Origin of the sequence: Synechococcus sp. W55.1, from assembly GCF_047461655.1 — a bacterium.
Classification (GTDB): domain Bacteria; phylum Cyanobacteriota; class Cyanobacteriia; order Thermostichales; family Thermostichaceae; genus Thermostichus.
The window spans coordinates 20,777-33,407 of sequence record NZ_JANSHN010000002.1 but is presented as its reverse complement, the minus strand read 5'-3'; the positions used below and the strand labels follow the sequence as shown (position 1 = coordinate 33,407).

Here is a 12,631-nt window from a genome sequence, read left to right as displayed (position 1 = left end):
GATGGTCTACCCTCAGCTCCAGATATCCGACCTATTTCTTTAGCCAGCTAAACATGGCCCGCAGCTCCCTGCCCACCTGTTCAATGGGGTGTTCGGCCTCGCGGCGCCGCATCGCAGTAAACCCTGGCTTGCCGGCCTGATTTTCCAAGACAAATTCACGGGCAAATTGGCCGCTTTGAATCTCGGCGAGGATGCGTTTCATCTCGGCGCGGGTTTGCTCCGTGATGATGCGGGGGCCACGGGTGTAGTCGCCGTATTCTGCCGTGTTGGAGATGCTGTGGCGCATTTTCTCCAAGCCCCCCTCGACGATGAGATCCACGATCAGCTTCACCTCGTGCAGGCACTCGAAGTAGGCCAGTTCCGGCTGGTAGCCCGCTTCCACCAAGGTTTCAAACCCCGCTTTGATCAGAGCCGTCAGCCCACCACAGAGCACCACCTGCTCGCCAAAGAGGTCGGTTTCGGTCTCTTCCCGGAAGGTGGTTTCCAAAATGCCGGCCCGCGTGCCACCGATGGCTTTGGCATAGGCCATGGCCCGCTCCCGTGCCATTCCCGAGGCATCTTGATAGACGGCAAACAGGCAGGGCACCCCTTCCCCCGCTTGGTAGGTGCGCCGCACCAAGTGCCCAGGGCCTTTGGGGGCAACCATGATGACATCCACGTCTGCCGGCGGCTGGATCTGCCCGAAGTGAATGTTGAAGCCGTGGGCAAAGAGGAGCACGTTCCCCGGCTGCAGGTGGGGACGGATTTCGCCCTGGAAAACGGCCTTTTGCACTTCATCGGGCAGCAAAACCATTACCCAATCGGCGGCATCGGCAGCATTCGCCACCGTTTTGACCATTAAGCCGTCTTGCTCGGCTTTGGGCCAGGAAGGGCTGCCAGGGTAAAGGCCAACGATGACCTGGACACCGCTATCGCGCAAATTGAGGGCGTGGGCGTGGCCTTGGCTGCCATAGCCGATGATGGCAACGGTTTTATCGGCCAAAGGCTCTAGGTTGGCGTCGGTGTCGTAGTAGAGGCGGGCCATGGTCGAGCAGGGCGTGAGCAGGTGCTTGACTAGGATAGCAGGATTGGATCCAACTTGCTGACCTCAAGCGCCGTGATGAACAGTTTTCACCCACCTTAGGCGCTTGGGCTGTACACACATGCGAGCGGTTGTGGCGATCATAACCGGCAGCCAGTGGAGCATGTAGACCAAGCCCAGGGCGGTGTGCCACCAAAGTCGCCGTCCGCGCAAGCCCTCCACCTGGCGTAGCCCCCGGTAAAAAGCCACCGTCAGGCAGCCCATCACCAGAGCGTTCAAGGGGAGCAGCACCGAGGAGTGGCCCGTCAACAGCACCCAGAGGGTGTCGGGAACCAAGGCCATCGGCAGCAAGTACTGAGAAATAAAGAAGGCCCAGAGATCCACCGTTTTGGCCATCCCCATGCGGCGACTGAGGATCCCTGGCCAGTAGTCGAGATAGCGCTGGTAGCCCCCTTCCGCCCAGCGGCAGCGCTGGTGCCAGAGACTTTTCCAAGAGGTGACCCCTTCTTCGACGATGGCCGGCTCCGTCAGAAAGGCGATATCTACGCCCGCCAGGTGCAGCTTGAAGGTGAGATCCAGGTCGTCAGTGAGGGTGCTCTCATTCCAGCCGCCGCACTTTTCCAAGACATCTCGCCGCACCAGTTGGCCGTTGCCACGTAGCTCGCCAATACCCCTCACAGCCACGCGCTGCTGCTGGAAGTAAGCATCAGAGGCCATTTCCGCCACCTGCCCCAGAGTCCAGAAGTTGACGTTGGGGTTGCTCAGGGCCTTGCGCACCTGGACAGCGCCTACCGTCCGTCTGCTGAAACGGCTGCGCAGGCTGCTCACTTGAACAAACAAGGGTAGAGTGCGGGCAAGAAAATCCGAAGGCACCACAGCATCGGCATCGCAGACCAGGATGATCTCCCCTTGGGTGAGGGGCAGTACCTCGTTGAGGGCGCCGGACTTACCCCCGCCCCGCCCCGGCTGCCGCCGGTAAACCCGCAGATGGGGGATCCGCTTTTGGGCTTCCCGCAGAACTTCAGGGGTGGCATCGCTGCTGTTGTCGTCGATGGCCCACAGCTCCAGATGGCTGGTGGGGTAACGGAGCTGGGTCAAGCTGTGCAACAGACGCGGGAGTACTGCGCTCTCGTTCTTGGCCGGGATCAACACAGCCACACGGGGCAAGGCCAGCCCCCCCAACTCGTCACCGAACTTAGCAAGACCGCTCTGCCCATCCGGTTGCATCGGCAGGACGGAGTCATTGTTGTTATCTGCTGACCTGGGATCCCGGCGGGTCGCAGCGGCAGGAGGAAGTCTCAGAGGGGGCAGGGAGGTCGCCGGTTGCAGGCGAAATAAGCGGCTAATGTGGATCACCATGAACGTGGCCAAACCAACGGTGATCCAACGGGCCGTCGGCACCACATGCATCAGGCTGACCAACCCCCACACCATGGCCAGAACCAGCAGAGCCTTGAGACGGCGGCGCTGGGCCGAGGTGAGCAACCAATCGGGAAGATAAAGATCCTCGAGAGGCTCTGGCTCTGACCAGACGAACTCAGACATGGGAATCCTCCCCCGGGCGGCAATGTTACCCAACCTCGCCAGCCTGTGCGAGCGTTAACCCAAAGGCTGTTAAGAGGTTGTTACCTATTGTCACCCATTGTGTTGGCGAAACGGAGTTCTCGAGAACCTACAGGCGAGAAAAATTGGGGATCCCGACTGCCGCTTCTCCGGCAAGGGGGTGAGTAGCCTATGGGTTACCGCGAATCTCTTTGATCACCCCATCTTCCAGAAGGATCTCGACCTGCATTTTCTGGATCAGGTTGTCTCCTTTTTGGACTCGGAAGAAGCTCTCCACATTGCCCTGCAGCACTTCTTGGTTAAGCTCCAGGGTGCTCAGTTGGTTGATCTGCTGCAACAATTGGTTTTTCTGATCCAAGAGGCGGATTTTCTGCTCGTTCACGCGGCTTTTCACCGCTTCCACCTGTTGGAGCACTTGGGGGCTGTTGGGGTTGGGGCTCTGTTTCTCCAGTTCGGCAATAGCCCGCTTGCCCTGAAACTCCAGCTGTTGCATCTGAGCATCGGTGGCTTCGATCTGCCGCTCTAATTGCTCCTGCATTTCCTTTTTCCAAAGGGGTGTGACCACCACCTTAACGGGAATGTTGCGTTTGAGCAGTAATTGAGTGCCGTTGCTGACGTTGTTTTCTTCCATAAGACTCATCCAGGCAGACGACCAACCAAACCAGGGGCTTGTGCCCATTGTAGAAAGCTCCCCTCAAAAGCTCTGGGGTTGGGGAAGAGGAGCTTGACAGACCGGATCCTCCCCCGCCGAGCCGGAGAATCCATCTACTTATCCTACCGGCTGGGATCCCTGCGGTAAAGTCTTGATTTCGGGAAACTGCAATTTTGGTTAAGGATCTTAAAGGCCGCCGCCTTGCCCTGGCACAGATTCGGCTAGCGTGAGAGACAGTGTTCTTTTTTGCGGCAGCCATGAGCGAACGGGCCTCGACCCCTTCCAAGCCCTCTGCTGGGATCACCAAGCCGGTGCGGATTGCCTCTCGAAAAAGCGAGTTGGCTTTGGTGCAGACCCAGTGGGTGATGGGTCAGTTGCAAGAACACCATCCGGGATTACCCCTGGAGCTCAACACCCTTTCCACCCAGGGAGACATCATCCTGGATGTGGCACTGGCCAAAATTGGGGACAAAGGTCTTTTTACCAAGGAATTGGAAGTTAGCCTGCTCAACGGCAGCAGCGACTTGGCGGTACACAGCCTTAAAGACTTGCCCACTCGCCTGCCGGAGGGCTTGGTGTTGGGGGCGATCACGCGGCGGGAGGATCCCCTGGATGCTTTGGTGGTGGGGGAAAAGTTCCGGGATTACCGACTGGCCACCCTGCCAGAGGGGACGGTGATCGGCACTTCATCGCTGCGGCGGCTGGCCCAACTGCGCCATGCCTTTCCCCACTTGCGCTTTAAGGACGTGCGGGGCAACCTCAACACCCGCCTGGCTAAGCTGGAGCGGGGAGAGTACGATGGCCTGATTTTGGCGGTGGCCGGCTTGAAGCGTCTGGGCAAAGCCGACCGGATCCACGAGGTGTTGGATCCCAGCGTGTCTCTGTACGCGGTTGGGCAGGGATCCCTGGGAATCGAGTGTCGGCAGGGAGATGAGCGGATTCTGGAGCTTATCCGACCCTTGGCCGATGCGGAGGCCACAGCCCGCTGCTTGGCAGAGCGAGCTTTCCTGCGGGCTTTGGAAGGAGGGTGTCAAGTGCCCATTGGCGTTCACAGCCAAGTCCAAGGGGAGGCGCTGCACCTAACCGGTATGGTGGCCGACCTGGATGGCCGGCGGCTCATCCGCGACAGCCAAATGGGATCCGTAGCCGACCCGGAAGCGGTGGGGGTAGCTTTGGCAGAAAAGCTAAAACAGCAGGGGGCCGACGAGATTTTGCAAGCCATTTTTGCCCAGGCCCGCCGTTAGGCTTTTCCACCCTTTCTGAGTAAGCTTTGAGGTCTGCAGCCAGGGGGAGTTGAAGAAAAGGGGGGCACGGAAGTCCCCCCTAAGGCAAATTTCACTCAACTTCAAATGGGAAATTCGCATTCGCAGCAGCAGTATCTAAGCTCTAGCTTAGCTCCCAAAACCGCCGTATCATCTTGAACTACTAAGGTCACTCGGTTGTTGGCAATCTCTGCCGGCGAGAGGGTTAGAGTTTTGGTGAAGGTTTGGCCAGGCGGAATTGGGGAAGTAGGCGGACTTGGGAAAGTATACAAAAACCCCGCTTGAGTTGCTTGAGTTGGAGGTGAAATCCCGTCGGTTGAAATCGCGCTGTTGAATAGGTAGTACTTGTCGTTCCCGGCATCAGGAGTTGTGTTACTTGTTGCCTGCAAGTTATTGCGATAGGTAAACGTAAGGGTGCCTCCCATCCGGCAGCCCGTTTTACAAGGGGGGCTCCATTGGAAGGTATGAGCAAAGAGTTTATTGGCTTGGGGCTCTCCCCAGTTGACTGTCCCGAAAGGGCCCTGGAGAGTTGTCCAAATCTGGGCTGGAAGCTCCGATTGAAGGGGTGAAGCAGGGTTTGGCGGAGGAGCGCTGAGGGTTACTGAGCGCAACACCATGGGTCTCGAGCACGGAAGGCCAGGCAGAGGTCTTGGCGAAGGGGGGAAAGGAACCTGGCGGAATAGCTCATCTACAGTTTCTGAGGATTCTGCCGGAGCTATGGGAACTGGGGAGGGTATCGATCTAGGCACAGAAGGCATAGGCTGCCTAGCTGGCTCCGGGGCCTGAGCCACCAAAAAATGATCTCGAGCCAAGGCAGTACCTGGAAGAAAACCACTCTCCCAAAACGGTGTGAGTAGTAGAGCCAAAATGCCCAAGTGAAGCCCTGCTTTCATCTGTGTTCTCCAAACCTTAAAAGTATAGAGATGCCCGTTCTTCCTCAGTTACAGCTAAAGCCGACGGAGAGGAAAAATAATCTGGCAGCAAAGACTTTCCGGAATACGAGCAGGTTCCTCAAACCTTGTGAAATTTAATTAAGCTTAATTTAGGTCTTTGCCTTAAGGTGCGCTTAGTTAAACCAAATTAAACCAAGCGGACTTGGCTTCCCAGAAGGGAAAGAAAACTTAGGATCTGGAGAAGATGCGCCGCTCAAACTTCAGCCCAATCCAGATCACCCCGATCCCACAAACCACCAACGCCACCGACTTGACCAACAGGCCGGTTGGGTACTCGAAAAAGCGGGTCAGCACCACCAGGGTCAGCCCCAACAGTCCCTGCCAGAAACGTCCTCGCCGCCCCTGCTGCAGCCCTTCCCAGCAGAGCACTGCTGACAGCCCCAGCAACAGCAAGGTCACTATCCAGGGGGCAAAGAGGACCAAGGCTGCTCCTGCCGTCACGTTCAAAGGCACAGCGCTGCCGATCCCCAGCAAAAGCGCCAAGGCAACCAGAGAAATCAGAACAGCAGCATCCTTCAGCCAAGACGAAACGGGCTGGGATCTCTTCTCCTGCCAACCCTGCCACCAGCCCCAGCCCGTCAGCAGCAGTAACCCCGCCGCCGACAGCCCAGCCCAGGGATCCCCAGCGTCCAAGAGGGGATCGGCAGGAAGATCAACGAGCCAGGTGCCCCAGAAGCTCCAGACATAGAGCAGGACACCCAACCCCAGCAGAGCCAAGTTCTGGGCCGTCGGGGCCAAATCCAAGCCTTGCTCCAGCTCGCCGGGAAGCTCTGGATCCCTTCCTTCAGTTAAAACCCGGCTTAGCCAAGGCTTATGGCGTTGGTGCCACAGACCCAACCCCCACACAACTGCAACACCAAGCAGATGCAAAAGGGTTAAACCTTGGAAAGAGCTGCCCAAACGCTCGGCTAACCCTTGCAACGCCAGGCCAAAGTTCACCACGGCCAGGGCAAAAACCCAGCGAGAGCAACACCAATAGGCCAGAGGAACCAGCAGGCCCAGGGTCAACCAAGGATAGAGGAAGTTGACAGTCCCCCAATCCACGAAGTCGGCTACCATCCCCAAGCCCAGCAGAAGGCAGGCCAGTACACCACTGGGGCTGTGACGCAAGCTGTAGGCCATGGCCAAACTGCCCATCCCCCAGGCCCAAAACAAGCCTGCCGCAGATCCCCCAAGCTGAACCCACTGGGCCATCAGGCCAATACAGGCTCCCAGGGTCAGTTCACCGGCTATCAGCAGGGCGCTGCCCAGCCGTCGGGATCCCTGCTGCCAAACCTGGAAGCCAGCCACCTGCAGCCCTACCATGAGGGCCAAGCACCCCCAGGCTCTTGCCCAGCGGGGAATGGCAGCCCAGTTGGCCGCCACAAAGGAGATCACCCCTAGGCCCACCAGAACTGCGCCAAACAGTAGCAGCACCAAGACAAAACGGCTGCCGGCCGCTCGGGGCAAGCTATCCAGTTGGTAGTACTCCCACAGCCGATCCCGCTGCTCAGGTTCAATCAACCCCTGCTCCACCCAGGTGTTCAGCAGGTCGGCCAGTTGGCGGCGGAAACGCTCGCCGGGGTAGGGGGGGCGGGGAGAGGTCATGGCGGGATCCCGACAAGCGAAAGGAGGCTCGGGCGTTAAAGGAGTGGGATCGCTGAGGCGATTATAGTCCCTCACCCCCGGCCCCTCTCCCAGACGGAGAGGGGAGAGTAGCCTGGAGCACTCGCTGCAGCACCTCCTGGTAGCCAGCCACCGGATCCCCCAGATCAAAGCGAAAGAGATCCTTGTCCAGCACTCGCGGCTCGGATCCCTCCCGATCCCAAAGACGGCAGGTATCGGGGCTAATCTCGTCGGCTAGCAGGATCTCTCCCTTCTCGTCCAGGCCAAACTCCAGCTTAAAGTCCACCAACTCTAGGCGGCAGCTTCGCCAGAAAGCCTGCAGATGGTTGTTGATGGCCAAAGCCAGGGATCCCAAGCGCTCCACCTGCTCCGGCGTGGCCAACTGCAATAGGCGGATGTGATCTGGGGTCACCAAGGGATCCCCCAAGGCATCGTTTTTGTAATAGAACTCCACCAGCGGCGGCTCGATGGGAAGGCCCTGCTCCAGGCCCAGCCGTCGGCAGAGGCTACCCGCTGTGCGGTTGCGCACCACCACTTCCAAAGGCAGGATGTGCAAGGCTCGCACCTGCATCTCGGTGGGGCCGGTTTGGGCCAAGAAATGGTTGGGGATCCCTTGCTGCGCCAGGTAGGCAAACACCCGGCTAGAGACAGTGCAATTAACTTCTCCCTTGCCGGCGATGGATCCCCGCTTTTGGGCGTTGAAGGCCGTGGCGTCGTCTTTGTATTGGCAAAGATAAACCCTGGGATCGGCAGTGCGGTAGATGCGCTTGGCCTTGCCCTCGTAGAGCAGCTCTTGGGGGGAGAATGGCATACGCTAACCCCTAGTATCCGGCCAGCCGTCCGCGGATCCCTTGCCAGAAGGTGATGGCCAAGATGCGCAGATCCAGCCACAGCGACCAGTTTTGCACGTAATAGAGATCATACTGGGTGCGGCGGGCAATGCTGGTATCCCCCCGTAGGCCGTGGATCTGGGCCCAGCCAGTCAGGCCGCTTTTCACCAAATGCCGATCAGGATACTTGGGGATCTCCTGGCTAAATTGCTCCACAAAATAGGGCTGCTCTGGGCGAGGCCCCACCAAGCTCATTTCTCCCTTCAACACGTTCCACAGTTGGGGCAGCTCATCCAAGTTGGCGCGGCGCAAAAAGGCCCCCACCGCCGTCCGCCGTGGATCCCCAGGGCGCGTCCAGCCGGGCCGGTCGGATCCCTCGGCATCCACCCGCATGGTGCGAAACTTGGCAATCCAAAAGCGACGCCCGTCCAAGCTCACCCGCTCTTGCCAATACAGAATGGGGCCAGGACTGCTGCAGGCTACCAGCAGGGCAATAATCAAAAACAGAGGGCTAAGCAAGATCAGGCCCAGGGAAGCTCCTAGGATGTCTACAGCTCGCTTGAGGAACCGGTTGTGGGCGTAGCGCAAAGGGGGCTGACGCAGAGTTAGCAGCGGGATCCCGTCGAGAGACTGCAGGCTGAAGTTCACCGTTAAAAAACTCAAGATATCCGGCACCAAGCGCACCTGCACCGACAATGTTTGCAAACTGAGCAACAGAGGAGCAGTTGCCAGCTCCGGTTGCCCAAACCACACCTCCTGCACTTCTGGGTGGGCTTGCAGATAGGCAATCAAATGGACCAGATCCAGACGCTCAAGAGCCGACCAGGAAGGCTCAAGCTGACTGCACAAGCAGGAGAGGGTTCCTCGGGATGAGCCGGACAGAGTCCTGTCGGCAGACTTAACCCCGTCAGAGGTAGGGCGGGCGGTGTTTAGTACTGGATATGAATCTTGACAGGGATCCCCATTTTGAGATGGGGGATCTTCCTCAAAAGAGCCTTGCTCTACGCCTGCCCAGGCGACTACCTGGAAGCCCAACTGCGGGGATCGCTGCAATCGCTCCAACACTTCCGCCAACACCGACCAGGATCCCACCCAGATGACCTGCCGCCGACCGTAGCCCCTAGAGCACAACCAGCCCATGCCCAGCCGCAACCCCACCCGTACCAAAGTCAAACTCAGCAGAGCCAACAAGCCGGCGTAGCCCACCACCAGCCGCGACAAAGAGACCGAGCGAACGAAAAAGGCCCCTGCCAGCACCAAACCAAACGTCAATCCCAACCCCACCAGCAAACTGGCCCATTCTTCAAAGCGAGACAAGCGCTTCGACTCACCGTATCCGCCTAAGCCCGCCTGAATGCCCCAATAACTGAGGGCGGTCAACAATCCCAAGGCCGCGTAGACATCCCAAGGCAAGAGCTGATGAGGACGCAAGCTGCGCAGCCAGTAGCCCGCCCCAAAGGCCAACCAAATACAAAGGCCATCGCCAAAACAGGCCAAGGGCACCCACAAACGATGCAGATCCAGACGAGTTTTATAGCCGCGTTCGGCCAAGGGTTATCTCCTTCGGCATCAAGACTGTTGACAATCTTACAGAAAAGATTGTGCATCTGAGGCTATTGGACAAGATCAGTGTTGACCAAAACTTGAATGGGTAGCCCTCACCAGATAATTCTATTGACGGCCCTTCCCAGCTTCAAAGGACTTCATGCTGCTGACACAAAATAAGTTCTTTAAGTAATTGGGATCCTCATCATGCAAGAGATAAAAATCCCTGTTGAGTGGGTTAAGTACCGTCGGAAAAGGCTGTTGTAGAAACTACCAGAATTGCAGACATTGGATGTCGAAACATGAGAGTTTAAGCAATGATCAAAGTGCAGTCTGAGAACAGCAATGATGACAGGATACTACGATTTCGTTGCCGGGCCGGCTACTGCCAGCAGAGATACACCAAAGGGCAGAGAAAACTTAGGTATCAGATAGGCTTCTGCAGCAAAAATACCCGTCAGCAGTCGATTGAGCCAAAGCGGCGGCATTTTCAGATCTTGGCTTTCCCTCAGGCGAAGCACTTTCTGCATTATGCGGATCCCTGAAATGATTGGGAAAAGAAAACTGTTGAAGAAAACAAGGGTATAAACTTCTAGACCTGAGCTTTTAAGCAACGACAAAAGTTGCCCGCGGGTATATCGTCTCTTGTGATGATTAAGCTCATCATGTAAACTCCACAGCCACGGATAAGCCGGAACAGTTACAACTAAGTAGCCAGATGGGGTTAACCTTTGACTGAGGGCTAGGAGAGCTTCTTTGTCATTCTCCAGATGCTCCAGCACATCCAGCAAAGCAATCAAATCAAATCGTTGAGAACCAAAGGGGATCCGGTTTGGCAACTCCCCCTCTGCCACGATCCCAATACCGCGAGCTTGGGCCAGCGGCAGTGCAATTTCACTCTTTTCCATAGCCCAAACTTTGCCAAATCTGGACAACATCTCCAGGTTGCCGCCGCTACCACAGCCAGCTTCCAAAATATAAGCAGAGGGGGGAAGCGACAGGGATCCAATAACCCGACTCAGAATGTGACGGCGACCCAAAAACCACCAATGCCGGTCTTCCAAGCCTGCCATTTGCTCATAAGCTTCGGGATCCATACCCGTAACCCAACAAAAGATCAAAAACAGGATTAGCCGCAGAAGGGGTTAGCAGAGCATATCTATCTAAACTAAGTTTAGGGGGATAATCGAGCCTTTCCCCAGCGATGCTTACGATACCAGGCCGCCACGTGGGGACACCACGCTTCAAAGTGGGGCCAAATCAGTTCACACAGATGTTGAATTTCTCGTTGAGCATCTTCTTTGGCTCGTAAATCCAAAAAATGCATTAGACTACGGCAATTGAAAGAGACCACGAAGTGTTGTCGGATCCCGTAGCCAATGATGTTACGGGCATCTTCATAGGGCAATCCGCACTCTTCTACCAGGCGATAATAAGCAATGGCCTGGCTGCGATATTGCGCAAGAATGATATCCAAAGCTTCGGGGGAGATGGGCCTAAAGCCTTGGCGGGTTTTGGCCTTGCCCTCTTTGACGCTGGCAGGAACGTAAAACAGAGTTTCCAGCTCTTGCAAAGACAACGAGGACTCTGTCTCGGTTTCGTCAGCAGAAGCAGCAGTCTCGTTTGTGCTATGCCTACGGCACCCTGTCGGGAACTGCACCGCTGGCGTGTTCGCGTCAGCGGGCCGGAGGCCTTTCGCGTCAGCGGGCCGGAGGCCTTTCGCGTCAGCGGGCCGGAGGCCTTTCGCGTCAGCGGGCCGGAGGCCTAACAGAAGCCTTCTGCCCAAATCAGCAATTTGCTGGCCTGTATATCGGAAAGACTGAACATCGAAGGAAATTCCTACCCGATGAGTACGGGCCTGTTGCATGACAGCATGGGGAAAATAGCCTACCCCAAACGTGATCTGAGGATGCTCTAGAGGCCCATAGTGGCCACGGTTGCCCTCCAGCAAATGCCGCACCACGGCCTCTCCATACTTTTCCGGGATCCGGCTTTCTGAGGTGACAAAATCAGGGCTGTAATCCTGGTGCATTGCCTGGTAGATGACCCGTTCTGGATCTGGGGTTTGATTCAGCACCACAACTTGAAACAAAGCATCCACAGGCTGCATCCCCTAGTGCTTCGCACCGCATGTTAGGATTCTGAGATCCTTGTAAGATCATATTGGCAGCGGAGAACGCCAACGGCATTGGCCTGCTCCACCACAGAGCATATTCCCTATCTGCCCCCACCCTGAGGTATTCCTTAACTCAGTGTAAGGAGAAGAGAGACCGAAACACCTTGGCTATAGGAGCCTGCGAGCTCGAGTTTCCTCTGCCAGCACCAGGCTTAGGGCCGGATTGCTGCGCAACAATCCCGCTACGTAAAGGGTATAGACCTTCCCCGCCTCCAACTGGAGGTCAAACCGTTGCAAGGGAATGCTCCGGCTGGGAGCCGACTGCACACCTGGCCCAGGGGCTGAAGGGGCTATGGCCACCTGAATTTGGGTAAAGCCGGGGCGCATGGCTTGAAAGGTGGACACCTGTCCAAACGCCAACTGGGGGATCAGCACACGCCCTTGCTCTCCTTGCCATTGCAGGGCCGGTGCATCGGGAGCAGCGTGGACAAACCGCACCAGGGCCTGATCAAACGGCGGATGGATGTTGTCCTCTAAGACCAGGGCTGTCATGCGATTCGGCTCATTGGCGGCCACCACCGAGAACACTCCCCCGCCCCTGAGATTGGCTACGGTTCTGGCCGCAACCGCAGAACTCGCAGGCTGGCCAGGGTTGAGAGTCTCAGGTGTTGAAAACAAAACGATGTCGTACTCGCCCGCCGGTATGCGCACGTATTCGCTCACCGAGCCATAGGCTACACCCCGAGCAGCCTTCACCCCTCCCACCTCCAAGTCAATTCGAGGGGCATTGGGGGCCACATGCACCAACCGCACCTGCACTTCAGAAACCCCTGCAGATGCCGAAGGCATCGGGATGGCACAGCCGGACAACAGCCCCGGCATCAACGACCCACCCACCACGCAGAGCACTGCGCCCACCCACCGTCGCACCATGTTCACGCTCACTCCTACTCCTCACACCCAACGCTCACCGGGGATCGAGCTGCTGTGTTCCGCCAAGCCAAGGGGCGCTCTCGCTCCCCAAAAGTTCGTATTGGCGCAAGGGATCCCACCCTGCTGACGCCAAGGAACCTGCTCTTGTCTT

10 protein-coding genes are annotated in these 12,631 nt (G+C 57.4%); 1 reads left to right on the top strand and 9 read right to left on the bottom strand.

Annotation, left to right across the window (positions count from 1 at the left end; translation table 11 throughout):
- Positions 1–31: 31 nt before the first annotated feature.
- The 3 genes from ilvC to NW816_RS01350 all read right to left on the bottom strand — a co-directional run bounded on the left by ilvC (position 32) and on the right by NW816_RS01350 (position 3,215).
- Positions 32–1,024, bottom strand: coding sequence for a ketol-acid reductoisomerase (ilvC, locus tag NW816_RS01360; RefSeq protein WP_414407983.1), 993 nt, complete (start codon positions 1,022–1,024; stop codon positions 32–34).
- A gap of 63 nt (positions 1,025–1,087) precedes the next feature.
- Positions 1,088–2,566, bottom strand: a complete 1,479-nt coding sequence (locus tag NW816_RS01355; protein ID WP_414407982.1) for a glycosyltransferase — start codon at positions 2,564–2,566, stop codon at positions 1,088–1,090.
- Between the two features lie 187 nt (positions 2,567–2,753).
- The gene (locus tag NW816_RS01350) at positions 2,754–3,215 is read right to left on the bottom strand and encodes a YlqD family protein (protein ID WP_011433386.1); all 462 of its coding nucleotides are present in this window, start codon (positions 3,213–3,215) and stop codon (positions 2,754–2,756) included.
- Between the two features lie 278 nt (positions 3,216–3,493).
- Between NW816_RS01350 and hemC the strand changes: the two genes are divergently transcribed.
- Positions 3,494–4,480, top strand: a complete 987-nt coding sequence (gene hemC, locus NW816_RS01345) for a hydroxymethylbilane synthase (protein ID WP_414407981.1) — start codon at positions 3,494–3,496, stop codon at positions 4,478–4,480.
- Positions 4,481–5,619: 1,139 nt separating this feature from the next.
- Here hemC and NW816_RS01340 read toward each other — a convergent pair.
- The 6 genes from NW816_RS01340 to NW816_RS01315 all read right to left on the bottom strand — a co-directional run bounded on the left by NW816_RS01340 (position 5,620) and on the right by NW816_RS01315 (position 12,492).
- Positions 5,620–7,038 (bottom strand): DUF2157 domain-containing protein, encoded by a 1,419-nt coding sequence (locus NW816_RS01340; RefSeq protein ID WP_414407980.1) that lies wholly within the window; start codon positions 7,036–7,038, stop codon positions 5,620–5,622.
- A gap of 61 nt (positions 7,039–7,099) precedes the next feature.
- Positions 7,100–7,867, bottom strand: coding sequence for a phosphoribosylaminoimidazolesuccinocarboxamide synthase (gene purC, locus NW816_RS01335; RefSeq protein ID WP_414407979.1), 768 nt, complete (start codon positions 7,865–7,867; stop codon positions 7,100–7,102).
- A gap of 10 nt (positions 7,868–7,877) precedes the next feature.
- Entirely contained in the window at positions 7,878–9,437 is a 1,560-nt protein-coding gene (locus tag NW816_RS01330) for a sugar transferase (protein ID WP_414407978.1), read from the bottom strand.
- A 353-nt stretch (positions 9,438–9,790) separates the two neighbouring features.
- On the bottom strand, positions 9,791–10,528 hold the full coding sequence (locus NW816_RS01325; RefSeq protein WP_041436582.1) for a class I SAM-dependent methyltransferase: 738 nt from the start codon (positions 10,526–10,528) through the stop codon (positions 9,791–9,793).
- A 77-nt stretch (positions 10,529–10,605) separates the two neighbouring features.
- A complete protein-coding gene (locus tag NW816_RS01320) occupies positions 10,606–11,463 on the bottom strand; it encodes an FAD-dependent thymidylate synthase (protein ID WP_414408082.1) in 858 nt (285 codons plus the stop codon).
- 252 nt (positions 11,464–11,715) lie between these two features.
- Positions 11,716–12,492 carry a DUF4397 domain-containing protein gene (locus NW816_RS01315; protein WP_414407977.1) on the bottom strand — a complete coding sequence of 259 codons (777 nt, stop codon included), beginning with the start codon at positions 12,490–12,492 and terminating at the stop codon, positions 11,716–11,718.
- Positions 12,493–12,631 lie beyond the last annotated feature (139 nt).